Here is a 22,624-nt window from a genome sequence, read left to right as displayed (position 1 = left end):
GTGGTACGCGCAAGTCTTTCCCGGGTCTGCACGCCCGGATGTGCTTGCTGGCCTTATCTCTGTCAGGGGTGTGCGTGACGGCCGTCGAATCCCGTCCTGCGGGGGTCCTCGTCGAGAGGCCCAGCCACCGGCCGTTCGGAGCCCGTGTCAAGGCGTTCGTCGCATTGACCAAGCCCCGCGTCATCGAGCTGCTGCTCATGACGACCGTGCCGGTGATGTTCCTCGCCGCGGAGGGCGTGCCCGACCTGTGGCTGGTCCTGGCGACCTGCGTCGGCGGCTATCTGTCGGCGGGCGGCGCGGGCGCGTTCAACATGTACATCGACCGGGACATCGACGCGATGATGGACCGCACCTCGCAGCGGCCGCTGGTCACCGGCATGGTCTCGCCGCGCGAGTGCCTGGTCTTCGCCTCCGCGCTGACCGTCGGGTCGACGCTGTGGTTCTGGTACCTGGTCAACCCGCTGTCGGCAATGCTCTCGCTCGGTGCCTCCCTGTTCTACGTCGTCGTCTACACGATGATCCTCAAGCGGCGTACCGCGCAGAACATCGTCTGGGGCGGTATCGCGGGCTGCATGCCGGTCTTCATCGGCTGGTCCGCGGTCACGAACTCCGTCTCCTGGGCCGCGCTCGTCCTCTTCCTGGTCATCTTCTTCTGGACGCCGCCGCACTACTGGCCGCTGTCGATGAAGGTCAAGGACGACTACGAGCGGGTGGGCGTCCCGATGCTGCCCGTCACCGCGGGCAACAAGGTGGTGGCCCGGCAGATCGTCCTCTACAGCTGGGTGATGGTCGCCGTCTCCCTCTCGCTCCAGCCGCTCGGCTACACCAGCTGGTTCTACTCGGCCGTCGCGGCCGCGCTCGGGGCTTTCTGGCTCAAGGAGGCGCACGGGCTCCAGGCCCGGGCCAAGGCGGGGATCACGGGGGCGAAGCTCAAGGAGATGCGGCTGTTCCACTGGTCCATCACCTATGTCTCCCTCCTCTTCGCCGCCGTGGCCGTGGATCCCTTCCTGCATTAATTACCCACGGGTAGCATCCTGCTCATGGCAGACACCCTCACGCAGGCCGAAGAGACCCCGACCGACGCCAAGGCGGCCCGCAAGGCCGCCCGGCTGGCCCGGCAGATCAGCGCGTTCGCCAAGACCCACGGCGGCGGCGCCGAGGGCCAGCTCGCGCACATCGCCCGGGGCAGCACCCGGATCGCCCTCGTCGGCACCAACGGCGAGTGGGGCAACCTCGTCGCTCCCTCTTTCGAGATCGCCCGGCAGGCCGCCGAGATCGCCGGGATCACCCTTCGGGACGACTTCGACGGGGAGATGGCGGCCAAGGTCCGCACGGGCCCCTACGAGTGGTCGCGCATGGCCGGCCTCCAGCTCGGCGGCCCCGCCAACGGCTGAGCGCCCCCGGCGCCGCCCGCCCCACCCGTCGCACGCCGCCCACCAGGCCGTTCACGGCCCGTCATAACTGACGGGCGACTCGCCCGTTAAACCCCCCGGAAGCGGCCCCCCGGGCGCCGCGCGGGCGGGGCAGGGCGAGCGGGACGGGGTGGGCGCGGATGGTATACGGCATGCCGCCGCTCGTCGATCAGTACAGCCACGGCGCCGTCCACGGCGAACTGGGCCTCGGGGCGTTCGAGCGGCATCTGGCGGCGGCCGCCGGGTCCACCGGCGCCGCACCCCCGGGGACGACCTTCTTCGACAGCCGCGCCGGCCTCGCCGTGCGCCGCTGGTGCCCGCCCCTGCTCGGCCTCGAACCGCACTGCGCCCCGGTCCGCTATCTCGCCAGACGCCGCGAACTGGGCGCCTACCGGGCCGGCCATCTGCTGCTGCGCGGCGCGGGCATCGGCACGTTCCTGCTGGAGGCCGGGGTGCCCAGCGATCTCACCTCGCCCGGGGAGCTGGCCCGCGCCGCCGAGGGCCGCGCCCATGAGGTCGTCCGCCTCGAACCGCTCGCCGCACAGGTCGCGGACACCTCCGGCAGCGCCGACTCCTTCGCCGCCTACCTCGCCGAGGCGCTCTACACCGCCGCCCAGAACGCCACGGCGTTCGCCTCCGGGGTCACCTCGTGCGAGGAGAGCCCGCCCGGCCCGGACGAGGTCCGCAGGGCCGCCGACCGCTGGCTGCGCACCCGCCGCAGGGGCTCCGCGCCCGGCGGGCCCGTACTCGACCGTCATCTGCTGTGGAGTGCCGCCGCCACCGGGCTGCCCGTCCAGCTGCACTGCCCCGACCCCCGGCGGCTCGTACCCTTCCTGCGCGCCACGGCCGGTCTGGGGACGGATCTGGTGCTGCTGCCCGACCCCTGGCACCACCGGCAGGCGGCGCAGCTCGCCGCGGTCTTCCCGCACGTCTACGCGGACGTCGGGGCGCACCCGGAGGAAACGCTGCGCGAGGCGCCGTTCGGCAAGCTGCTGTTCTCCACCGGGGCCCGGGCGCTGGCGGAGCTGTACGTGGTGGGCGCCCGGCTGTTCGTCCGGGCCATGGAGCGGGTCATGGGCGACTGGGTCGCCGACGGCTGGTGCCGGCGCGCGGAGGCGGCGCGGATCGTCTCGCTCGTCGCGGCCGGCACCGCCCGCCGGGTCTACCGGCTGGACGCGGCGGCCGGCTGAAGCGCGTCGTGCGCGCCCGAGGGCGCGGGGATGCCGGCGTGCGGCTCACCGCGGTCGCGCAGCGACAGGAAGACCCGCAGCACGGCGATCCACACCAGGCAGGAGCCGAGCATGTGGGTGCCCACGAGGAACTCGGGGGAGTCGTTGAGGTACTGCACGAAGCCGATGGCGCCCTGGAGCACCAGCACGCCGAACAGCTCCACCACGCGGCGGTGCGTGACGGCCGGCGCCTTCACGGCCCGCAGGACGAACCACAGGGCGACGGTCAGGCCGAACACGACACAGACGAGGTCCACGTGCAGCTGGGTGATCTCACGGATGTCCAGCGGGATCCGGTGGACGTCCTTCTCCGCGTCGCCCGCGTGCCGCCCCGACCCCGTCACCACCGTGCCGACCACGATCAGCAGGGCGGTCGCGACGGCCAGCACCCAGCTGAGCTGCCGCACCGGGCGGGCCACCAGGTCGCGCGGCTCCTCGTCGCCCTCGCCCGCGCGGTGCCACATCACCACCGCGACCGTCAGCAGCGCGGTGGCCGCCAGGAAGTGCGCGGCGACGATGTAGGGGTTCAGCCCCGTCAGCACCGTGATGCCACCGATGATGCCGTTGCTCGCCACGAGCCAGAACTGCGCCCAGCCCAGCCGGGTCAGCTCGCGGCGGCGCGGGGCACGCGCGCGTGCCGCCACGATGGCCAGGCCCACGACGGCGCTCAGCACGTAGGTGAGCATGCGGTTGGTGAACTCGATGACGCCGTTGATGCCCATCGCGGGCGTCGGCGTCAGGCTCTCGTCGGTGCAGGTCGGCCAGGTCGGGCAGCCGAGCCCGGACTGGGTGAGCCGGACCGCGCCGCCCGTCACGACGATGATCACGGCCATCACGACGCAGGCGAGGGCGGCCCGCCGGACGAAGCGGTCGGACGGCTGCCAGCGGTCGGCGACGAGCTGGAGGGGGTTCAGCGTTTTCGGCACGGGAGTCATCGTAAGGGCCCGCTTGTGCACGGATTCACGAGGGGGGTGCGTGGCGGATTGTCCCCCGGTGAATCGCCTGGTGAACGGCCCTGGTGAGGGGGTTGCCCGGGGTCACTTCCGCCCAGGTGGGCTACTCCCAGCGGAAGAAGCGGGCCGCCGCGCCGAGCCCGAGGACCGCCCATGCCGCGAGGATCCCCAGGTCGCCCCAGGGCAGGCCCGCGCCGTGCTGGAGGACGTCCCGCAGCCCGTCGGACAGGGCGGAGATCGGCAGCAGTTCGAGCACGGACCGGGCACCCGCGGGGAACTTGTCCAGCGGCACGATCACCCCGCCGCCGACCAGCAGCAGAAGGAAGACCAGATTGGCCGCGGCCAGGGTCGCCTCGGCCTTGAGGGTGCCGGCCATCAGCAGGCCGAGGCCCGAGAACGCCGCCGTGCCGAGGACGAGCAGCGCGACCACGGAGAGCGGGTCGCCGTGCGGCGACCAGCCGAGTGCGAACGCGATGACCGTCAGCAGGGCGACCTGGAGGATCTCCGTGACCAGCACCGAGCAGGTCTTGGCGGTCATCAGCCCCCAACGCGGCAGCGGGGACGCGCCCAGCCGCTTGAGCACCCCGTAGCGGCGCTCGAAGCCCGTCGCGATGGCCTGCCCGGTGAAGGCCGTGGACATCACCGCGAGCGCGAGGACGCCGGGCGCCAGGAAGTCGACGGCCTCGCCCTCGCCGGTGTCGATGATGTCGACGGCGCTGAAGAGCACCAGCAGGAGGGTGGGGATGACGACGGTCAGCAGCAGCTGCTCACCGTTGCGCAGCAGCATCCGGGTCTCCAGCGCGGCCTGCGCCCGGATCATCCGGCCGAGCGGCGCCGCGCCGGGCCTGGGGGCGAAGGTGCCGGTGCCCGTGCCCGGGGTCGTGTCGGTGCTCATGCCCGCAGCTCCTTGCCGGTCAGTTCCAGGCTGTTGTCCTCCGGGGGGCAACCCCCGGGCCCCCGGCCGGTGTGTGGGTACCCGCTCATGCCCGCAACTCCTTGCCGGTCAGCTCCAGAAAGACGTCCTCCAGGGTGTGCCGCTCGACCGCTATGCGGTCCGGCATGACCCCGTTCTGCGCGCACCAGACGGTGACCGTCGCGAGCAGCTGCGGGTCGACCTCGCCGGTGACCCGGTAGGTGCCGGACGTCGGCTCCACGGCGGTGGAGCCGGCGGGCAGGGCCTTGAGGAGCGAGGCCAGGTCCAGGCCGGGCCGGCCGCTGAAGCGCAGGGTGTTCTCGGCGCCGCCCCGGCACAGCGCCTCCGGGCTGCCCTGGGCGATGACCTTGCCGCCGTCGACGATGGCCACGTCGTCCGCCAGCTGCTCGGCCTCGTCCATGTGGTGCGTGGTGAGCACGACGGTGACGCCGTCCGCGCGCAGCTCGCGCACCAGGTCCCAGGTCGCGCGGCGGGCCTGCGGGTCGAGGCCCGCGGTCGGCTCGTCGAGGAAGACCAGCTCCGGGCGGCCGACCACGGCCATGGCGAGCGCCAGACGCTGCTGCTGGCCGCCGGACAGCCGCCGGTAGGCCGTGCGCCCGCAGGAGCCGAGGCCCAGGCGGTCGATGAGCACGTCGACGTCCACGGGATGGGCGTGCAGGGAGGCGGTGTGCCGCAGCATCTCCTCCGCCCGCGCCCCGGGGTAGACGCCGCCGCTCTGCAGCATCACGCCGATCCGGGGCCGCAGCGCGGCCGAGTCGGCGACCGGGTCGAGACCGAGCACCCGGACCGTGCCGGCGTCGGGACGGCGGTAGCCCTCGCAGGTCTCGATGGTGGTGGTCTTCCCGGCCCCGTTGGGGCCGAGCACGGCGGTGAGGGTGCCGGTGGCGACGGACAGGTCGAGCCCGTCCACCGCCGTCTTCGGGCCGTACCGCTTGACCAGGGAGTGGATCTCGACCGCGAGCTCTCGGCCGGGGGGCCGGGGATCGTCCCCCGGAAAGGCGCTGCGCATGCCGGGAAGTCTACGAACTCCGCACGGGTCCGGACCCCGGCGGGGGCCGTGGAATGCCTGACCGGGCGACGGTTAGGTAACCCTTAGTGATCAAAGCCACCGCCGCGCGCCGAGGGCAAGGCTTGTCGCCTCTCCGGTAATTACGCAACAATGGTGTTGTGAAATACGCAGGCGAGGCTCCCCAGGACCCCGCGGCCGAGGCGGCCGCCGGGGCCGAGACGCCTGCGCACATCCCCGCGCGGGAGGACCAGCGCGCCCACGACGATCAGCGGGGCACCCGCAATCGCGTCGCCCGGTCCATCCTCGATCACGGTCCGTCCACCGCGGCCGAGCTGGCCCTGCGGCTGGAGCTCACCCAGGCGGCCGTGCGCCGCCACCTCGACACGCTCGTCGCCGAGGGCGTCGTGGAGCCCCGTGAGAAGCGCGTCTACGGCGCGCGTACGCGCGGGCGCCCCGCGAAGGCGTTCGCCCTCACCGACTGCGGCCGGGACGCCTTCGACCAGGCGTACGACAAGCTCGCCCAGGACGCCCTGCGCTGGATCGCGCAGGCCGCCGGCGGCGGCCAGATGGGCGAGGCGGCCGTGGCCGCCTTCGCCCGTGCCCGGATGGCCGCCCAGGCCGAGGGATACCGCACCGCGCTCGAGGCCGTCGCCCCCGAGGAGCGGACCGAGGCCCTCGCCAGGGCATTGACCGCGGACGGGTACGCTGCTACGGCGCGAAGCGCACCGGTCGGCGAACAGCTTTGCCAGCACCACTGCCCGGTCGCCCATGTCGCCGAGCAGTTCCCCCAGCTGTGCGAGGCGGAGACCGAGGTCTTCTCCCGCCTGCTCGGGACTCATGTGCAGCGTCTGGCCACCATCGCCCACGGCGACGGTGTGTGCACGACGTTCATCCCCAAGACCACCACAGCATCCACCAGCACGGCCGGGAGGAACCCCGCATGACACTCCCCACGGAGACTGCTCACCCTGAGCTCGAGGGTCTGGGCACGTACGAATACGGCTGGGCCGACTCCGACGCGGCCGGTGCCGCGGCCAAGCGCGGCCTCTCCGAGGAGGTCGTCCGCGACATCTCGGCCAAGAAGTCCGAGCCGGAGTGGATGTTGAAGCTCCGCCTCAAGGGCCTGCGGCTCTTCGACAAGAAGCCCATGCCGACCTGGGGCTCGGACCTCACCGGCATCGACTTCGACAACATCAAGTACTTCGTGCGCTCCACCGAGAAGCAGGCCGCTTCCTGGGAGGACCTGCCCGAGGACATCAAGAACACCTACGACAAGCTGGGCATCCCGGAGGCCGAGAAGCAGCGCCTCGTCGCCGGTGTCGCCGCCCAGTACGAGTCGGAGGTCGTCTACCACCAGATCCGCGAGGACCTGGAGGAGCAGGGCGTTCTCTTCCTGGACACCGACACCGCGCTCAAGGAGCACCCGGAGATCTTCCAGGAGTACTTCGGCACGGTCATCCCCGTCGGTGACAACAAGTTCGCCTCGCTGAACACGGCCGTGTGGTCCGGCGGCTCCTTCATCTACGTCCCGCCGGGCGTCCACGTCGACATCCCGCTCCAGGCCTACTTCCGTATCAACACGGAGAACATGGGCCAGTTCGAGCGGACGCTGATCATCGTCGACGAGAACGCCTACGTGCACTACGTCGAGGGCTGCACCGCCCCGATCTACTCCTCCGACTCGCTGCACAGCGCCGTCGTGGAGATCATCGTCAAGAAGGGCGGCCGCTGCCGCTACACGACGATCCAGAACTGGTCGAACAACGTCTACAACCTGGTCACCAAGCGCGCCGTGGCCTACGAGGGCGCGACCATGGAGTGGGTCGACGGCAACATCGGCTCCAAGGTGACGATGAAGTACCCGGCCGTCTACCTGATGGGCGAGCACGCCAAGGGCGAGACCCTCTCCATCGCCTTCTCCGGCGAGGGCCAGCACCAGGACGCCGGCGCGAAGATGGTCCACATGGCGCCGAACACCTCCTCCAACATCGTCTCCAAGTCGGTGGCGCGAGGCGGCGGCCGCACCTCCTACCGCGGTCTCATCGAGATCGGCGAGGGTGCCCACGGCTCCAAGTCGAACGTGCTCTGTGACGCCCTGCTGGTGGACACCATCTCCCGCTCGGACACCTACCCCTACGTCGACGTCCGCGAGGACGACGTCTCCATGGGCCACGAGGCGACCGTCTCCAAGGTCAGCGACGACCAGCTCTTCTACCTGATGAGCCGCGGCCTGACCGAGTTCGAGGCCATGGCCATGATCGTGCGCGGCTTCGTCGAGCCGATCGCCCGGGAGCTGCCCATGGAGTACGCCCTGGAACTCAACCGGCTGATCGAGCTGCAGATGGAGGGCGCGGTCGGCTGACGCCCGCACCGCCCCCGACCGCAGCGAACCCTTTGTGACAGGAAGAGAGCACGACGACAGCCATGGCTGAGAACACTCCCGCCGGCAGCACCACCGACGGCGCCATCCAGGTGGGCGGGCCGAAGCAGCCCATCGACGCCCGGGTCAGCGCCCCCGCCTCGTACGACGTGGCGGACTTCCCCGTGCCGCACGGCCGCGAGGAGGAATGGCGGTTCACCCCGCTGGAGCGCCTGCGCGGTCTGCACGACGGCACGGCGGTGGCGGACGGCGGCGGCGTCAAGGTCGAGGTGTCGGCCCCCGAGGGCGTCACCGTCGAGACCGTCGGCCGGGACGACGCCCGTATCGGCAAGTCCGGCAAGCCGGTCGACCGCGTCGCCGCCCAGGCGTACAGCTCCTTCGAGAAGGCCTCGGTCGTCTCCGTCCCCAAGGAGACGGTGCTCACCGAGCCCGTCCGGATCACCGTGCACGGTGCGGGCGGGGTGGCCTTCGGCCACCAGGTCGTCGAGGTCGGCGCCTTCGCCGAGGCCGTCGTCGTCATCGACCACACCGGTGACGCCACCCTCGCCGCCAACGTCGAGTACCTGATCGGCGACGGCGCCAAGCTGACCGTCGTCTCCGTCCAGGACTGGGACGACGCCGCGGTGCACGTCGCCCAGCACACCGCGGTGGTCGGCCGCGACGCCTCCTTCAAGTCCGTGATCGTCACCTTCGGCGGCGACCTGGTCCGGCTGCACCCCCGGGTCGTCTACGGCGCCCCCGGCGGCGAGGCCGAGCTGTACGGCCTGTACTTCACCGACGCGGGCCAGCACCAGGAGCACCGGCTCTTCGTCGACCACGACACCCCGCACTGCCGCAGCAACGTCGCCTACAAGGGCGCGCTGCAGGGCAAGGACGCGCACGCGGTCTGGATCGGTGACGTGCTCATCCGCGCCGCCGCCGAGGGCACCGACACCTACGAGCTGAACCGCAACCTCGTCCTTACCGACGGCGCCCGCGTCGACTCGGTCCCCAACCTGGAGATCGAGACCGGTGAGATCGTCGGCGCCGGCCACGCCTCGGCGACCGGCCGCTTCGACGACGAGCAGCTGTTCTACCTGATGGCGCGCGGCATCCCGGCCGACGAGGCCCGCCGCCTGGTCGTCCGCGGCTTCTTCGCCGAGCTGGTCCAGCAGATCGGCGTCCCGGACGTCGAGGAGCGCCTCCTCACCAAGATCGAGGCCGAGCTGGGGGCGTCCGTCGCATGACCACCGAAGCCACCTTCGTACGAGCCTGCGGGCTGAGCGAGCTGGAGCAGGACACGCCCAAGCGGGTCGAGCTCGACGGCACGGCGGTCTCCATCGTGCGCACCGAGGGCGAGGTGTTCGCGATCAACGACATCTGCAGCCACGCGAACGTCTCGCTGTCGGAGGGCGAGGTGGAGGACTGCGCCATCGAGTGCTGGCTGCACGGCTCCAGCTTCGATCTGCGCACCGGTCAGCCGTCCGGCCTGCCCGCCACGCGCCCCGTCCCCGTATACCCCGTAAAGATCCAAGGGGACGACGTGCTCGTCTCCGTCACCCAGGAGTCCTGAGTTCCCCATGGCAACGCTTGAGATCCACGACCTGCACGTCTCCGTCGAGGCCGAGAACGGCCCCCGGGACATCCTCAAGGGCGTCGACCTGACTGTGAAGCAGGGCGAGACCCACGCCATCATGGGCCCCAACGGCTCCGGCAAGTCGACCCTCGCCTACTCGCTGGCCGGCCACCCCAAGTACACGATCACCGGCGGCACCGTCACCCTCGACGGTGAGGACGTCCTGGAGATGAGCGTCGACGAGCGCGCCCGCGCCGGCGTCTTCCTCGCCATGCAGTACCCGGTCGAGGTCCCCGGTGTCTCGGTCTCCAACTTCCTGCGCACCTCCGCCACCGCGATCCGCGGCGAGGCGCCCAAGCTGCGCACCTGGGTGAAGGAGGTCAAGTCCGCCATGGAGCAGCTCCAGATGGACCCGGCCTTCGCCGAGCGCAACGTCAACGAGGGCTTCTCCGGCGGTGAGAAGAAGCGCCACGAGATCCTCCAGCTCGAACTGCTCAAGCCGAAGATCGCGATCCTCGACGAGACCGACTCCGGCCTGGACGTCGACGCGCTGCGCCAGGTCTCCGAGGGCGTCAACCGCGTCCGCGAGACCGGTGAGGTCGGCACCCTGCTGATCACCCACTACACGCGCATCCTGCGTTACATCAAGCCCGACTTCGTCCACGTCTTCTCGAACGGCCGCATCGTCGAGTCCGGCGGCGCCGAACTCGCCGACAAGCTGGAGTCCGAGGGCTACGAGGCGTACAGCACGAAGGGCGTAACCGCGTGACGATACTGCCGGGCCTCCTCGACACCGAGGCGATTCGCAAGGACTTCCCCATCCTGGACCGCACGGTCCACGACGGGAAGAAGATCGTGTACCTGGACTCCGCGGCGACCTCGCAGAAGCCGCGCCAGGTGCTCGACGCCCTGAACACGTACTACGAGCGGCACAACGCCAACGTCCACCGCGGTGTCTACACGATCGCCGAGGAGGCCACGGAGCTGTACGAGGGCGCCCGCGACAAGGTCGCCGCCTTCGTCAACGCGCCCAGCCGCGACGAGGTGATCTTCACCAAGAACGCCTCCGAGTCGCTCAACCTCGTGGCCAACATGCTGGGCTGGGCGGACGAGCCCTACCGCGTCGACCACGACACCGAGATCGTCATCACGGAGATGGAGCACCACTCCAACATCGTGCCGTGGCAGCTGCTCTCGCAGCGCACCGGTGCGAAGCTGAAGTGGTTCGGCCTCACCGACGACGGCCGTCTCGACCTGTCGAACATCGACGAGATCATCACCGAGAAGACCAAGGTCGTCTCGTTCGTGCTGGTCTCGAACATCATGGGCACGATCAACCCGGTCGAGGCGATCGTCCGCCGCGCCCAGGAGGTCGGCGCGCTGGTCGTCGTCGACGCCTCCCAGGCCGCCCCGCACATGGTGCTGGACGTCCAGGCGCTCCAGGCCGACTTCGTGGCCTTCACCGGCCACAAGATGTGCGGCCCGACGGGCATCGGCGTGCTGTGGGGCCGCCAGGAGCTGCTGGAGGACCTCCCGCCGTTCCTCGGTGGCGGCGAGATGATCGAGACCGTCTCGATGCACTCCTCCACGTACGCCCCCGCGCCGCACAAGTTCGAGGCCGGTACGCCCCCGATCGCCCAGGCCGTCGGCCTCGGTGCCGCGGTGGACTACCTGACCGCGATCGGCATGGACAACATCGCCCGGCACGAGCACGCGATCACCGAGTACGCGGTCCGCAGGCTCCAGGAGGTCCCCGACCTGCGCCTCATCGGCCCCACCACGGCCGAGGACCGCGGCGCGGCGATCTCCTTCACGCTCGGTGACATCCACCCGCACGACGTGGGCCAGGTCCTCGACGAGCAGGGCATCGCCGTCCGGGTCGGCCACCACTGCGCGCGGCCCGTCTGCCTCCGGTACGGAATTCCCGCGACCACGCGAGCGTCTTTCTACCTGTACTCCACCCCCGGTGAGGTCGACGCACTGATCGAGGGCCTGGAGCACGTCCGGAACTTTTTCGGTTAATGGACTCTGCGGCTGAGGGCTGATTCGTGAAGCTTGATTCGATGTACCAGGACGTCATCCTGGACCACTACAAGCATCCGCACGGGCGGGGCTTGCGGGACGGCGACGCCGAGGTGCACCACGTCAACCCGACGTGCGGCGACGAGATCACGCTGCGCGTGCGGCTCTCCGGCGAGACCATCGAAGACGTCTCGTACGAGGGGCAGGGCTGCTCGATCAGCCAGGCCAGCGCGTCCGTGCTCAACGAGCTGCTGGTGGGCAAGGAACTCGCCGAGGCGCGTCGGATCCAGGAGGCCTTCCTGGAGCTGATGCAGTCCAAGGGCAAGCTCGAGCCGGACGACGCGATGGAGGAGGTGCTGGAGGACGCGGTCGCGTTCGCCGGTGTCTCCAAGTACCCGGCGCGCGTGAAGTGCGCTTTGCTGAGCTGGATGGCGTGGAAAGACGCCACGGCGCAGGCACTGAACGAAGGCGCTGAAGGGAAGACCGCATGACCGACAACGTAGAGACGACGACGAAGCCGGCCTCCGAGGAGGAGGTGCGCGAGGCGCTGTACGACGTGGTCGACCCCGAGCTGGGCATCGACGTCGTCAACCTCGGCCTCATCTACGGCATCCACGTCGACGACGCCAACATCGCCACCCTCGACATGACGCTGACGTCCGCGGCCTGCCCGCTGACCGACGTCATCGAGGACCAGGCGAAGTCGGCGACGGAGGGCATCGTCAACGAGCTCCGGATCAACTGGGTCTGGATGCCGCCGTGGGGCCCGGACAAGATCACCGACGAGGGCCGGGAGCAGCTCCGGGCGCTCGGCTTCAACGTCTGACCGACGGCACGGCTGCAGCCAGGCCTCCGATCGCCGTTCCTCAGCAGCCCGCCACCTGACCCGTCAGGTGGCGGGCTGCTGCTGTGTGGCGCAGTGGATGCCGCCGCCGCCCTCGGCGAGGGTGGGGATCTCCACGGGGCGGATCTCGCGGCCGGGGTGCAGGTCGCGCAGGATCGCCGCCGCCCGCTCGTCGGCGCGCCGGTCGCCGAAGCGCGGCAGGACGACCGCGCCCTCGGCCACGAAGTAGTTGACGTAGCCGCCCAGGAAATCCGCGCCGCGCGCGCCCAGCTCCGCCGGATCGGCCTCCGGGAGTTCGACGATCTCCAGCGCCCTGCCGCGCGCGTCCGTGGCCGTCTCCAGGGCCGTTCGGGCCTGCTCGTACACCCGCGTCCAGACGTCGGGCCGGGCGCCCGCCGGCGGGCTGCTGAGGACGACGGTGCCGGGGGCGGTGAAGCGGGCGAGGGCGTCGATGTGGCAGTCGGTGATGTCCTCGCCGCGCACGCCCTCCAGCCAGATCACCTGGCGGATGCCGAGCAGCGCCTTGAGGGTCTTCTCGATGTCGTCGCGCGAGCGGCCCGGGTTGCGGTTGTCGTTGACCAGCGAACTCTCCGTGACCAGCAGGGTGCCCTCGCCGTCGGTTTCCAGTGAGCCGCCCTCGGCCACGATCGGCGCCTCGACGCGCGGCACACCGAACGCCGCCAGGAGCCGGCGCGCGACCAGGCCGTCCCGGGGGTGCGCCTGCTTGCCGCCCCAGCCGTTGAAGCCGAAGTCGATGCCCGCGGCCGTCCCGTCGGGAGCCGTGACGAAGACGGGACCGCAGTCGCGCAGCCAGAGGTCGTCGACGGGCAGCGGCACGACCTCGACGCCCCCGCCGCACACCTTCCGCGCCGCCCCGGCGTCCTCGGGCGCCGCGAGCAGCACCACGGGCTCGTACTCCGCGATCGTCCGGGCGACGGCGGCGATGTCCTCGCGGACGGCGGCGGTGTACGGGCCCCAGACGGGGCCGGCCGGCGGCCAGCCCATGAAGGTGCGCAGCCGGGGCTGTGATTCGGCGGACATCTGATACATCGTCGGGCTTCCTCGGGGTCGCTCGGACAGACTGCGGGCATGACTTCCTCGCTCTACACCCTCGTCATTGACGCACACGACCCGACCGCCCTGGCACGCTTCTGGTGCGGTGTCCTCGACTGGAAGGTGCTCTACGAGGACGACGCGGAAGTCGTCATCGGCGCCCACGAATCCGCGACTCCCGGCATCACCTTCGTACCCGTGACGGAGGGCAAGGTGCTCAAGAACCGGCTGCACATCGACCTCAACCCCGACGACCTCGACGCCGAGGTGGCGCGCATCACCGCGCTCGGTGCCCGCCCGGCGGACGTGGGGCAGGGCCGGGACGTCCCGTGGCGCGTCCTCGCCGATCCCGAGGGCAACGAGTTCTGTGTGCTGACCCCGAAGCGGTCGCTCGTCGCGTAGCACCACAGGTCGTTCGGGGATCGATGCGTACGGCCGTACGCATCGATGTGTACACTCGTACGCATGATGTACGTGACCCTTGCCGGAGCGATACTCGCCGAGATCCTGGCCACCACCGCCATGAAGATCAGCGACGGCTTCAGCAAGCTGTGGCCCTCCGTCGGCACGGTGGCGGGCTATCTGATCGCGTTCGCGCTGCTCGCCCAGACGCTCAAGGCCATGAACATGGGCACGGCCTACGCCATCTGGGCCGGGGCGGGCACCGCGGTCGTCGCCGTCATCGGCATGCTCTTCCTCGGCGAGGCGGTCACCGCCGCCCGTATCGGGGGAGTCCTGCTGGTCATCGCCGGTGTCGTCCTGCTCAACCTCGGCGGGGCCCACTGATGGCCCGCCGCTACGACCCCGGGCGCCGTGACCGCATCGTCGACGCCGCGATCGACGTCGCCGCCGAGCGCGGCATCGGAGCGCTGAGCCACCGGGCCGTCGCCGCCGCGGCCGATGTGCCGCTCGGCTCGACCACGTACCACTTCAAGACCCTCGACGACCTGCTGGTCGCCGCGCTGCGCCGGACGGCGAGAGCCTGGCTGGACGGCATGGCGGAATGCGAGCGCGCCCTCGGGAGGGACCTGCCGCCGGCCGAGTGGCTGCTCGCACTGATCGAGGAGTGGCTCGCGGGCGACCGCGCACGCCTGGAGCTGGAGTACGACCTGTACCTCGCCGCGCTGCGCCGCCCGGCCGTGCGGCCGCTCGCCGCCGAGTGCGTGGAGGAGATGGTCTCCCTGGTCCGCCGCCGCACGGCCGACGAGCCGGCCGCGCGGGCCGTCGTCGCCTACCTCGACGGACTGATGATCCAGATCCTGATCACGGGCCGCCCGTTCGACCGGTCCGGGGTGCTGGCGGCGCTGCGGGCTCTGACGGGTTGACGGGCTGGTTTTGGCTGAGGTCGGCCATATCCAGCCCGTCCGGCGCTTGAGGACGCGCCCGCAGGGCGCTCGCCGCCGCAGGCGGCACCACCGGCCGGTAGGCGAAGGATCCGCCGGCTCCCGGCCAGGGATCGGCGGACCGGTTCGCCTTGACCAGCCGTGTCCGGTTAGGTTTTCGACCATGACCGACGCAGTAGCTTCCCGTACCACCGGCGCCGTCGCCGCCGGCCTTGCCACGATCACCGAGGACGGGACCGTCCTCGACACCTGGTTCCCGGCCCCCGAGCTGGTCGCCGACCCCGGCCCGGCCGGTACCGAGCGGCTGACCGCCGAGCGCGCCGCCGAGCTGCTGGGCGCGAGCGCCCCCAAGGCGCTCGGCCCGGACCCGCGCCGCGGCGTCGAGGTGATCGCCGTCCGTACGGTCATCGCCTCGCTCGACGACAAGCCGATCGACGCGCACGACGCCTACCTGCGGCTGCACCTGCTCTCGCACCGCCTGGTCAAGCCGCACGGCCAGAACCTGGACGGCCTCTTCGGCCTGCTCGCCAACGTCGCCTGGACCTCGCTCGGCCCCGTCGCCGTGGACCGGGTCGAGACCGTGCGGCTGAACGCCCGGGCCGAGGGCCTGCACCTCCAGGTGACCAGCATCGACAAGTTCCCGCGCATGACCGACTACGTCGCCCCCGCGGGCGTGCGGATCGCCGACGCCGACCGGGTCCGCCTCGGCGCGCACCTCGCGCCCGGCACCACCGTGATGCACGAGGGCTTCGTCAACTTCAACGCCGGCACGCTCGGTACCTCCATGGTCGAGGGCCGCATCAGCGCGGGTGTCGTCGTCGGCGACGGCTCCGACATCGGCGGCGGCGCGTCCACCATGGGCACCCTCTCCGGTGGCGGCAAGCAGATCATCTCCATCGGTGAGCGCTGCCTGCTCGGTGCCGAGTCGGGCATCGGCATCGCCCTCGGTGACGAGTGCGTCGTCGAGGCGGGCCTGTACGTCACCGCGGGCACCCGGGTCACCCTGCCGGACGGCCAGGTCGTCAAGGCGCTGGAGCTCTCCGGCGCCGGCAACATCCTCTTCCGCCGCAACTCCACCACCGGCGCGGTGGAGGCCCGCCCGCACAAGGGCACGTGGGGCGGTCTCAACGAGGTCCTGCACGCCCACAACTGAGCGTGCCCCCAGGCGCCGGGCGGGTTTGACGGGCTGGTGCCGGCACTGAGCCCAGCCAAATCCAGCCCGTCCGGCGCTTGAGGACGCGCCCGCAGGGCGCTCGCCGCCGCGGGCGGCACAACCGGCCCGCAGCCGAAGATCCGCCGGGCTCGGCCTCAGCCCCCGACCGCCGTCCCGATCGGCGAGCCCGTCGCCGCCCGGTACGCCGCGCGCAGCGCCCGCGTGCGGGCCGCGTCCGCCGGCCGCAGGGGCATCCTGACCGGTCCGCCCGGCAGGCCCAGATCCGCCAGCAGGGCCTTGGCGGTGACCGTGCCGGGCAGGCCGGCGGCCATCATCAGCTCGATCAGCGGCAGCGTCCGCTGGTGCAGCGCCGTGGCCTCGGCGGTGTGCCCGAGGTCGAAGGCGTCCAGGGCCGCCGCCAGGACGGGCCCCGCGACGTTGGCGACCGTACTGACGTAACCCGTGCCACCCACCGCCCGCAGCGGCAGGTTCAGCTCCTCAGAACCGGAGTAATAGGCGAGATCGGTCGCCGCGATGACCTTCGCGCTGCCCAGCAGGTCGTTCGCGCAGTCCTTGACCCCCGCGATCCGCGGATGCTCCGCCAGCCGCAGCATCGTGTCGGGCTCGATGCGCGTCCCCGTGCGGGCCGGGATGTCGTAGAGCATCACCGGTACCCCCACCGCGTCGGCCACCGTGCGGAAGTGCGCCTCGACGTCCTCCTGCGGCGGCCGGCTGTAGTACGGCGTCACCACCAGCACCCCGTGTGCCCCCGCCGCCTCGGCCGCACGGGCCAGCTCCACGGTCTGCCGGGTGTCGGCGGACCCCACGCCCGCCGTGATCCGGGCCCGGTCGCCCACGGCCTCCACCACCGCGGCCACGAGCGCGGTCTTCTCCGCGGCGCTGGTCGTCGGCGACTCGCCCGTGGTGCCACTCAGCACCAGCCCGTCGCAGCCGCCGCGCGTGACGAGATGGTCGGCGAGTTCCCGCGCCCCGTCGAGATCGAGACCGCCGTCGGAATCGAAGGGGGTGACCATCGCGCAGACGGTACGGCCGAAGGGGCTGGTGGGCATGGTGGCACTCTCCAGGCGGTAGGGGTTCTCCGCCGGATTCTCAGCCCCCTCGTCCGTACAGGTCTAGTTAATTGTTCTGCCGGTTACCGTTGAGTATCCCTACGGAATGTTGTCACGGCTTCCAGCGCAGCACCTGCGGGTCGTGGTCGCTCGCCTGGTCCGCGAACTCCGCGTTGATGTGCACGATGTCGTAGTCGACGGACCGCACGTGGCGGCTGGTCAGCATGTGGTCCAGCACCTGGGAGTTGCCCTGGAAGACATAGCCGTAGCGCTCCTTGCGCGGCAGCCGGCCGACGAGGTCGGTGAGGGCGCCGCCGGAGGTCAGGGCCTTCAGGGCGGGGGAGAACTGGTAGTCGTTGAGGTCGCCCGCGACGATCACGTTCGCCCGCTTGTCGGCCGCGAGGAGCTGCTTGACGAAGGTGTTCACGGCCTTCGACTGCTCGACCCGCTGCACCTCGGAGGTACGGGCCGGAGGCTGGAAGCGGCTGTCGAGGCCCTGGTCGCCGCCCTTGGAGTTGAAGTGGTTGGCGACGACGAAGACCGGGGCGCCCCGGAAGGAGAACTCGCCGACCAGCGGCTTGCGGCTGTTCTTCCACGCCTGGTTGGCCGGGTCGATCCGGCCGGGCGAGGCCGAGAGCTTCGCCTTGCCGCCCTCGCGGGTGACCGTCACCGCGGTGGTGGAGTCCCCGCCGGGGATCTCGGTGAAGGAGACCCGTGCGGGGTTGTAGAGGAAGGCGGTACGGATGTTGCCGCCCGGCTGCCCACCGTCCTGGCCGTTGACCGGGTTGATCTGCTGCCAGCGGTAGGCGGGCCCACCGGCCGCCGCGATGGCGTCGGTGAGCTTCTTCAGCGTCAGCCCGGCGTCCACGACGCCGTCGTCGGTCGTGCCGTCGTCGTCCTGGACCTCTTCGAGGGCGACGATGTCGGGCGCGGCCAGGTTGTGCACGAGCGCGGCCGCCAGCCGGTCGAACTTCGCCTGCGGCGTCTTGGGGGAGAGGTTCTCCACGTTGTACGTGGCGACGGCCAGCTCGTCGCTCTTCTGCTTGCGCGTCGTCTCGCGGACGAGCCCGTGGTCGGCGAGCGTTCCCAGCTCGGTGGCCTGGAGGGTGTAGCCGCCGAAGTTGTCGTAGTCCAGCGGGCCGGCCGTGGTGCCGGTCAGCGCGTCACCGACGTTCGCGACCGGGAACGGGCGCTGCGCGTACGGGATCAGCGAGGCCACCTTGACCCGGCCGGAGCCCGGATCGCGGTAGGAGCCGTAGAGCGAACCACCGCGCGCGGTGCGGTTGCGGTGGGTCTCGGCGGTGACCCACAGTTCCTTGTGCTCGTTGGTCGCGGCCACGACGGGCGCGTCCTTGACCGCGACCCGCATGCCCTCCAGCGACTCGTAGCGGTCCAGGGCATAGGAGTTCGGCTTCAGCCGCAGCCCCTCGATGGAGCCGCCGCCCGCGTCCGGCGCGTACCGGTCCGGCACGCTGGAGGGCCGCAGCGCGAAGGCGGCGGGCAGCGCGTTGCCGGAGGAGAGCACCGTCCACGACGCCTTGGAGAGCTGGGTGACCGACTGCGAACCGGCTGCCGCCCCGCCCGGGTAGTACTCGGAGACCGCGCCGGAGACCGTCACCGCGTCACCGACGGCGAGCGCCGGGGAGTCCTTGCCGGTGAAGACGAAGATCGCCTCGCTGGTCGCCGGGTCGCTGTCGGCCTTGGGGTCCTGGACCCAGAAGCCGCGCGCCGAACCGAAGGCCCGTACGGCCGTGACGACACCGGGGACGTCCGTCACCTGCTGGCCCGCGAGAGGGGAGACACGGGTGCTGCCCTGGATGTCGTGGATCCGGATCTCGGCGGCGCTCGCGGACTGCGGAACGGCGAGCAGCCCGGCCGCGAGCGCGGCGGCTATGACGGAACCGACGGTCGCGGTTCTGCGCGGAAGACGAGCGGTGGGCACGGGGGCCTCCGGAGGATGAGGGGGTGTGACGTGAAGGGCAAGCTCTACGCGCGTCAATGTCTTGTGTGATCAGGCCAGTTGTCAACGTTTCCGCGGGTAACCAGTGGGCTGCGCCCGGCGGGGCGGATGTTTGGGCTGTTGTGTGTACCTCAGCCCGTGCGGGCCGCATTCGGGCGCACCACCGCTGCGCGGCGGTTGTCCTCAATCGCCGGACGGGCTGGTTTTGGCCGGGCTTGATTGTCATAGCCCAGCGACTTCAAGCCCGTCCGGCGATTGAGGACGCGCCCGCAGGGCGCCCCGCCGCCGCAGGCGGCACGACGGCTCGCAGGCCGAAGGAGTGCCGCCCAGGCAAGACGCGCCCGCCGCCGCAGGCGGCGCGACGGCCCGCCGTCGGCATGACAACCGGCATGACAAGCCCGTATCCAAGGAACCGCCGGCCAGGCAATAGGCTTGGGGATCCGCGCCCGGCCGATCCGGTCCGGTGCGGTCGTCACGACGAGGAGATGACCCCCCTGATGTCCGGAGACCGCCCGACCATGCCGCCGGTGCGGCTGCACACCGACGCCGAACTCGCGCGTGACGCGCTCTCCGCGCCGCTGTTCGCCCGCGCCGCGAAGCTCGCCCGCTGGGCCGGCGAGGGCACCCCGGTCGGGGCGGGCGGCGAGCTGCTCGCCGAGCAGCTGCTCACCGCCACGAAGCTGCTCGGCCTGGAGGGCGAGGAGGACGGCACCGCCTACGCCGCCGAGGCCTGGCAGCTGGCGCTGGACACCGGGCTCGTGGAGTTCACCGAGGACCCGGACGCCGACGACGGGACGGACGCGGACCAGCCGTCCGCCACCGCGAGCGCGGGCGAGGAGCTGGCCATGCTCACCGGCGGCAGCCCCCAGGACGTCCTCGACCTCTGGCTCGGCGGTCTGGAGACCGTGCTGGCCGACGCGGCCGCCCCCGACCTGGGCGACCTGGTCGACCAGATCTCCGAAGGCGGCGAGCTGGACCTCGACGCCCTCGACTGGAACCCCGAGGAGGAGGCCGACTTCCTCGACGGCGTCCTCGGCAATCTGTACCTGCTGACCGCGCTGGGCGAGGGCGGCCCCGACCGGCCCGTGCCGCTGCCGGCACTCGCCGCCTCCATGATCGTCCCGGACGACATGGACGAGCCCACCGACGACATCCTCGAAGAGGTCTCCGACGCGATGATGCGGCTGGACGACCAGTTCCGGATGCTCGCGCCGGCCGGCCTGGTGGACTACCAGCCCGTCGACGAGGCCCTCATCGAGGAGATCGACGGGGAGGGGCACATCCGTGAGTCCGTCGACGGGGTGACCTCCGACGTCCCCGAGGAGGAGGACGTCACCCGCTACGGCATGGTCGCCCTCACCCCGCTCGGTGTCTTCGCCGTGCGGGCCCGGATGCTCGACGCGGGCATCGACGCCCCGGCCGTCGGCGACCTCGCCGACAAGGGCGCGGACGCGCTCCTCGCGGCGCTCCCCGGCCACCCCGAGCAGGCCGCCCGCGCCGAGGCCGAGGCCTGGCTCGCCCGCCGGGCCCCCCGGGACGCCGCCCGCGAACTCCTCGCCGCCGCACGCGGCGACGACCCGCACGCCCCGCAGCGCCGGCTGGCCTGCCAGCAGACGCTCTCGCTGGTCGGCGCGGACGCCGAACCCGCGCTGCGCGAGGTCCTCGACGACCCGGAACTGGGCGGCCTCGCCCGGGTCTGGCTGGCCGAGCACGACGCCGCGGACATCCCCGAGCCGGGCGAGACGATGGTGTTCTGGCTGACCGTGGACACCATCGCGGCCCAGCTCGCGGCCGAGGGCGACTCGGAGGAACTGCGCGGCCTGGTGGAGAGCCTGGTCGGCCGGCACAGCGGCTTCTTCGACTCGGCCTGGCGGGTCGACCACCCCGCCACGGCGGACGTGCTGGAGGCCATGGGACGGCTCCACCCGGACAAGAAGGTGGCCAAGGAGGCCCGCAAGGCGGCCTACAAGGCGCGTTCGCGCGGCTGAGCGCCCCGCGGAGGCTCACTCATGAAGGCCGGGTGAGCCGGAGGGAATCACCGATGCCGTACGGCCCTGCCCGTACGGCATCGGATCGGTCCATGGACGACGGCTCGTGTTCATCCCCCGTTCGGTGGGGAGAGGGAACGTAAGCGCCGCCCCCGGGAAGCGCCCCATGCGTCCCGAAGGGCACAGAGCGACGATCCGGCCATCCCTGGAGACGAAGATGACCATCAGCCGCAGAGACTTCGCGAAGCGTTCCGCCGGCACCGGCGTGGGGGTCGCCCTGGTCGGCAGCGTCGGTGCGCTCGCCACCGCACCCGGCGCGCTGGCCGCGGACACGGCGGAGGAGGCCGGGACGGACGGCGCGGCCGGGCACGGCCGCCGCAAGCTCGGCTACGGCCCGCTCGTGTCCGACCCGAAGGGCCTCCTCGCGCTGCCCGCCGGGTTCTCCTACCGCGTCATCACCCGTACGGGCGTCACCAAGCTGGAATCCGGCGAGTACACGCCGTCCAACCACGACGGCACCGCCGCCTTCGAAGGCTCGCGCGGCAGCACCCTGCTGGTCAACAACCACGAACTGGGCGGGGCGCGCGCCAAGTGGCCGCACCCGGTGCCGCTCGCGGAGGGGCTCGTCTACGATCCCGCCGCGGCGGGCGGCTGCACGGTCGTCGAGGTCGCGGGGCGCGGGGGCCACGTGGCCGAGTGGGTCGGCATCGCCGGTACCTCCACGAACTGCGCGGGCGGGCGCACCCCTTGGGACACCTGGCTCACCTGCGAGGAGACCGAGGACAAGGCCGGCAAGAACGGCATGACCAAGGACCACGGCTACGTCTTCGAGGTCGACCCGAAGGACCGGCGCGCGGGCCGCGACCCGAGACCGGTCAAGGCGCTCGGCCGCTACGCCCACGAGGCCGTCGTCGTCGACCCCCAGCGCGGTCACCTCTACCTCACCGAGGACGCCTCCGGCCCCAACGGGCTCTTCTACCGCTGGACTCCGCCGCAGGGCTTCCGGCACGGGCGCGGCCGGCTGCGCACCCTCGCCGACGAGGCGGGCGCCCTGGAGGCGTTCAAGTGCTTCGACTCCGGCGGCCGGTTCGTCGACGACCTCTCCCGGGCCACCGAGACCGGCACGGTCTACGGCGTGGACTGGGTGGAGGTGCCCGACCGCGACGCCAAGAGCGTCTCGGTGCGCAAGCAGTTCAAGGACGGCCAGGTCACCCGCGCCCGCAAGCTCGAAGGCATGTGGTGGGGTGACGGCGGCGTGTACGTCGTCGCCTCCTTCGCCCGCGAGGAGAGCCCGGTCCAGCACGACGGCCAGGTGTGGTTCTACCACCCCCGCCGCCGCACCCTGACCCTGAAGGTGCGCTTCGGCGTCAATCAGGACCCGGACCGCGACGGCGCCCTCGACGGCCCCGACAACATCACCGTCTCGCCGCACGGCGGCCTGGTCGTCGCCGAGGACGGCAACGGCGTCCAGCACCTCTTCGGCGCCCTCGACGACGGCCGCACCTACCCGATCGCGCGCAACGAACTCGCGTTGACACCAGCCGCCGGCGCGGCGGGCGGCGGCGCGGACAAGCCGGAATACGGCGAGTTCACCGGGGTGACCTTCTCGCCCGACGGCCGCACGCTCTTCGCCAACATCCAGGAGCCCGGCATCATGTTCGCCATCACCGGCCCCTGGCGCCGCCAGAGCACCCGCGACTGACCGGCCCGGCCGGCCGG

23 protein-coding genes are annotated in these 22,624 nt (G+C 71.6%); 17 read left to right on the top strand and 6 right to left on the bottom strand.

The features are described 5' to 3' along the window. Positions 1–74 precede the first annotated feature (74 nt). The 3 genes from ACZ6MA_RS00570 (at position 75) to ACZ6MA_RS00560 (ending at position 2,602) form a co-directional block, all read left to right on the top strand. Positions 75–1,016, top strand: a complete 942-nt coding sequence (locus ACZ6MA_RS00570; protein ID WP_469429896.1) for a heme o synthase — start codon at positions 75–77, stop codon at positions 1,014–1,016. 24 nt (positions 1,017–1,040) lie between these two features. Next, on the top strand, positions 1,041–1,394 hold the full coding sequence (locus ACZ6MA_RS00565) for a hypothetical protein (RefSeq protein WP_469429894.1): 354 nt from the start codon (positions 1,041–1,043) through the stop codon (positions 1,392–1,394). Positions 1,395–1,564: 170 nt separating this feature from the next. Continuing rightward, positions 1,565–2,602 carry an amidohydrolase family protein gene (locus ACZ6MA_RS00560; protein WP_469429892.1) on the top strand — a complete coding sequence of 346 codons (1,038 nt, stop codon included), beginning with the start codon at positions 1,565–1,567 and terminating at the stop codon, positions 2,600–2,602. On the opposite strand, the gene ACZ6MA_RS00555 is transcribed toward ACZ6MA_RS00560, so the two are convergent. The 3 genes from ACZ6MA_RS00555 to ACZ6MA_RS00545 all read right to left on the bottom strand — a co-directional run bounded on the left by ACZ6MA_RS00555 (position 2,575) and on the right by ACZ6MA_RS00545 (position 5,537). Beyond that, positions 2,575–3,567: a COX15/CtaA family protein gene (locus ACZ6MA_RS00555; RefSeq protein ID WP_469429890.1), complete on the bottom strand. Its 993-nt coding sequence runs from the start codon at positions 3,565–3,567 to the stop codon at positions 2,575–2,577. The genes ACZ6MA_RS00560 and ACZ6MA_RS00555 overlap by 28 nt on opposite strands. A 130-nt stretch (positions 3,568–3,697) precedes the next feature. Next, complete coding sequence (locus ACZ6MA_RS00550) at positions 3,698–4,489, bottom strand: ABC transporter permease (RefSeq protein ID WP_469429888.1); 792 nt, start codon at positions 4,487–4,489, stop codon at positions 3,698–3,700. An 85-nt stretch (positions 4,490–4,574) separates the two neighbouring features. Continuing rightward, positions 4,575–5,537: an ABC transporter ATP-binding protein gene (locus ACZ6MA_RS00545; protein ID WP_469429886.1), complete on the bottom strand. Its 963-nt coding sequence runs from the start codon at positions 5,535–5,537 to the stop codon at positions 4,575–4,577. 158 nt (positions 5,538–5,695) lie between these two features. Here ACZ6MA_RS00545 and ACZ6MA_RS00540 point away from each other — a divergent pair, with 158 nt between their 5' ends. From ACZ6MA_RS00540 to ACZ6MA_RS00505, 8 genes are all read left to right on the top strand, one after another. Beyond that, positions 5,696–6,481, top strand: coding sequence for a helix-turn-helix transcriptional regulator (locus ACZ6MA_RS00540; RefSeq protein WP_469429885.1), 786 nt, complete (start codon positions 5,696–5,698; stop codon positions 6,479–6,481). Next, a complete protein-coding gene (gene sufB, locus ACZ6MA_RS00535) occupies positions 6,478–7,899 on the top strand; it encodes a Fe-S cluster assembly protein SufB (RefSeq protein WP_469429883.1) in 1,422 nt (473 codons plus the stop codon). Before ACZ6MA_RS00540 ends, sufB begins: the two co-directional genes overlap by 4 nt. A 62-nt stretch (positions 7,900–7,961) precedes the next feature. Further along, complete coding sequence (sufD, locus tag ACZ6MA_RS00530) at positions 7,962–9,143, top strand: Fe-S cluster assembly protein SufD (protein WP_469429882.1); 1,182 nt, start codon at positions 7,962–7,964, stop codon at positions 9,141–9,143. Then, a complete protein-coding gene (locus tag ACZ6MA_RS00525; RefSeq protein WP_469429881.1) occupies positions 9,140–9,469 on the top strand; it encodes a non-heme iron oxygenase ferredoxin subunit in 330 nt (109 codons plus the stop codon). The genes sufD and ACZ6MA_RS00525 overlap by 4 nt, the downstream gene beginning before the upstream one ends. A 7-nt stretch (positions 9,470–9,476) precedes the next feature. After that, positions 9,477–10,241 carry a Fe-S cluster assembly ATPase SufC gene (gene sufC, locus ACZ6MA_RS00520; protein WP_365374206.1) on the top strand — a complete coding sequence of 255 codons (765 nt, stop codon included), beginning with the start codon at positions 9,477–9,479 and terminating at the stop codon, positions 10,239–10,241. Further along, positions 10,238–11,494 (top strand): cysteine desulfurase, encoded by a 1,257-nt coding sequence (locus ACZ6MA_RS00515; protein WP_469429879.1) that lies wholly within the window; start codon positions 10,238–10,240, stop codon positions 11,492–11,494. Before sufC ends, ACZ6MA_RS00515 begins: the two co-directional genes overlap by 4 nt. 26 nt (positions 11,495–11,520) lie before the next feature. Next, complete coding sequence (gene sufU, locus ACZ6MA_RS00510) at positions 11,521–11,985, top strand: Fe-S cluster assembly sulfur transfer protein SufU (RefSeq protein WP_469429877.1); 465 nt, start codon at positions 11,521–11,523, stop codon at positions 11,983–11,985. Then, positions 11,982–12,320, top strand: a complete 339-nt coding sequence (locus tag ACZ6MA_RS00505) for a metal-sulfur cluster assembly factor (protein WP_184730813.1) — start codon at positions 11,982–11,984, stop codon at positions 12,318–12,320. Before sufU ends, ACZ6MA_RS00505 begins: the two co-directional genes overlap by 4 nt. Positions 12,321–12,383: 63 nt before the next feature. Here the strand turns inward: ACZ6MA_RS00505 and ACZ6MA_RS00500 are convergent, their stop codons facing one another. Further along, on the bottom strand, positions 12,384–13,388 hold the full coding sequence (locus ACZ6MA_RS00500) for an agmatine deiminase family protein (protein WP_469429875.1): 1,005 nt from the start codon (positions 13,386–13,388) through the stop codon (positions 12,384–12,386). A 39-nt stretch (positions 13,389–13,427) separates the two neighbouring features. Between ACZ6MA_RS00500 and ACZ6MA_RS00495 the strand changes: the two genes are divergently transcribed. The 4 genes from ACZ6MA_RS00495 to dapD all read left to right on the top strand — a co-directional run bounded on the left by ACZ6MA_RS00495 (position 13,428) and on the right by dapD (position 15,887). Continuing rightward, positions 13,428–13,793, top strand: coding sequence for a VOC family protein (locus ACZ6MA_RS00495; protein WP_469429874.1), 366 nt, complete (start codon positions 13,428–13,430; stop codon positions 13,791–13,793). A 63-nt stretch (positions 13,794–13,856) separates the two neighbouring features. Continuing rightward, positions 13,857–14,177, top strand: coding sequence for a DMT family transporter (locus ACZ6MA_RS00490; RefSeq protein WP_469429872.1), 321 nt, complete (start codon positions 13,857–13,859; stop codon positions 14,175–14,177). Next, positions 14,177–14,716: a TetR/AcrR family transcriptional regulator gene (locus ACZ6MA_RS00485; protein WP_469429870.1), complete on the top strand. Its 540-nt coding sequence runs from the start codon at positions 14,177–14,179 to the stop codon at positions 14,714–14,716. Before ACZ6MA_RS00490 ends, ACZ6MA_RS00485 begins: the two co-directional genes overlap by 1 nt. A gap of 181 nt (positions 14,717–14,897) precedes the next feature. Beyond that, positions 14,898–15,887, top strand: a complete 990-nt coding sequence (gene dapD, locus ACZ6MA_RS00480; protein ID WP_469429869.1) for a 2,3,4,5-tetrahydropyridine-2,6-dicarboxylate N-succinyltransferase — start codon at positions 14,898–14,900, stop codon at positions 15,885–15,887. 155 nt (positions 15,888–16,042) lie between these two features. On the opposite strand, the gene dapA is transcribed toward dapD, so the two are convergent. Further along, positions 16,043–16,957: a 4-hydroxy-tetrahydrodipicolinate synthase gene (dapA, locus tag ACZ6MA_RS00475; RefSeq protein ID WP_469429867.1), complete on the bottom strand. Its 915-nt coding sequence runs from the start codon at positions 16,955–16,957 to the stop codon at positions 16,043–16,045. A 112-nt stretch (positions 16,958–17,069) separates the two neighbouring features. Then, complete coding sequence (locus tag ACZ6MA_RS00470) at positions 17,070–18,899, bottom strand: endonuclease/exonuclease/phosphatase family protein (RefSeq protein WP_469429865.1); 1,830 nt, start codon at positions 18,897–18,899, stop codon at positions 17,070–17,072. Between the two features lie 515 nt (positions 18,900–19,414). Between ACZ6MA_RS00470 and ACZ6MA_RS00465 the strand changes: the two genes are divergently transcribed. Together ACZ6MA_RS00465 and ACZ6MA_RS00460 are read left to right on the top strand one after the other, a co-directional pair. Then, a complete protein-coding gene (locus ACZ6MA_RS00465; RefSeq protein WP_469429863.1) occupies positions 19,415–20,905 on the top strand; it encodes a hypothetical protein in 1,491 nt (496 codons plus the stop codon). Positions 20,906–21,122: 217 nt separating this feature from the next. Next, complete coding sequence (locus ACZ6MA_RS00460) at positions 21,123–22,607, top strand: alkaline phosphatase PhoX (RefSeq protein WP_469429862.1); 1,485 nt, start codon at positions 21,123–21,125, stop codon at positions 22,605–22,607. Positions 22,608–22,624 lie beyond the last annotated feature (17 nt).

This window comes from Streptomyces sp. NPDC042259 (genome assembly GCF_055582085.1).
The sequence above is the reverse complement of the archived record's forward strand: the minus strand, read 5'-3'. Positions and strand labels throughout refer to the sequence as shown.

What these genes read in the sequence shown, in the direction of transcription:
- ACZ6MA_RS00565 (WP_469429894.1), top strand. Translation starts at nt 1,041, where the DNA reads ATGGCAGACACCCTCACGCAGGCCGAAGAGACCCCGACCGACGCCAAG.
- ACZ6MA_RS00560 (WP_469429892.1), top strand. Translation starts at nt 1,565, where the DNA reads ATGCCGCCGCTCGTCGATCAGTACAGCCACGGCGCCGTCCACGGCGAA.
- ACZ6MA_RS00550 (WP_469429888.1), bottom strand. Translation starts at nt 4,489, where the DNA reads ATGAGCACCGACACGACCCCGGGCACGGGCACCGGCACCTTCGCCCCC.
- ACZ6MA_RS00545 (WP_469429886.1), bottom strand. Translation starts at nt 5,537, where the DNA reads ATGCGCAGCGCCTTTCCGGGGGACGATCCCCGGCCCCCCGGCCGAGAG.
- sufB (WP_469429883.1), top strand. Translation starts at nt 6,478, where the DNA reads ATGACACTCCCCACGGAGACTGCTCACCCTGAGCTCGAGGGTCTGGGC.
- sufD (WP_469429882.1), top strand. Translation starts at nt 7,962, where the DNA reads ATGGCTGAGAACACTCCCGCCGGCAGCACCACCGACGGCGCCATCCAG.
- ACZ6MA_RS00525 (WP_469429881.1), top strand. Translation starts at nt 9,140, where the DNA reads ATGACCACCGAAGCCACCTTCGTACGAGCCTGCGGGCTGAGCGAGCTG.
- sufC (WP_365374206.1), top strand. Translation starts at nt 9,477, where the DNA reads ATGGCAACGCTTGAGATCCACGACCTGCACGTCTCCGTCGAGGCCGAG.
- ACZ6MA_RS00505 (WP_184730813.1), top strand. Translation starts at nt 11,982, where the DNA reads ATGACCGACAACGTAGAGACGACGACGAAGCCGGCCTCCGAGGAGGAG.
- ACZ6MA_RS00500 (WP_469429875.1), bottom strand. Translation starts at nt 13,388, where the DNA reads ATGTATCAGATGTCCGCCGAATCACAGCCCCGGCTGCGCACCTTCATG.
- ACZ6MA_RS00495 (WP_469429874.1), top strand. Translation starts at nt 13,428, where the DNA reads ATGACTTCCTCGCTCTACACCCTCGTCATTGACGCACACGACCCGACC.
- ACZ6MA_RS00490 (WP_469429872.1), top strand. Translation starts at nt 13,857, where the DNA reads ATGATGTACGTGACCCTTGCCGGAGCGATACTCGCCGAGATCCTGGCC.
- ACZ6MA_RS00485 (WP_469429870.1), top strand. Translation starts at nt 14,177, where the DNA reads ATGGCCCGCCGCTACGACCCCGGGCGCCGTGACCGCATCGTCGACGCC.
- dapD (WP_469429869.1), top strand. Translation starts at nt 14,898, where the DNA reads ATGACCGACGCAGTAGCTTCCCGTACCACCGGCGCCGTCGCCGCCGGC.
- dapA (WP_469429867.1), bottom strand. Translation starts at nt 16,957, where the DNA reads ATGCCCACCAGCCCCTTCGGCCGTACCGTCTGCGCGATGGTCACCCCC.
- ACZ6MA_RS00465 (WP_469429863.1), top strand. Translation starts at nt 19,415, where the DNA reads ATGTCCGGAGACCGCCCGACCATGCCGCCGGTGCGGCTGCACACCGAC.
- ACZ6MA_RS00460 (WP_469429862.1), top strand. Translation starts at nt 21,123, where the DNA reads ATGACCATCAGCCGCAGAGACTTCGCGAAGCGTTCCGCCGGCACCGGC.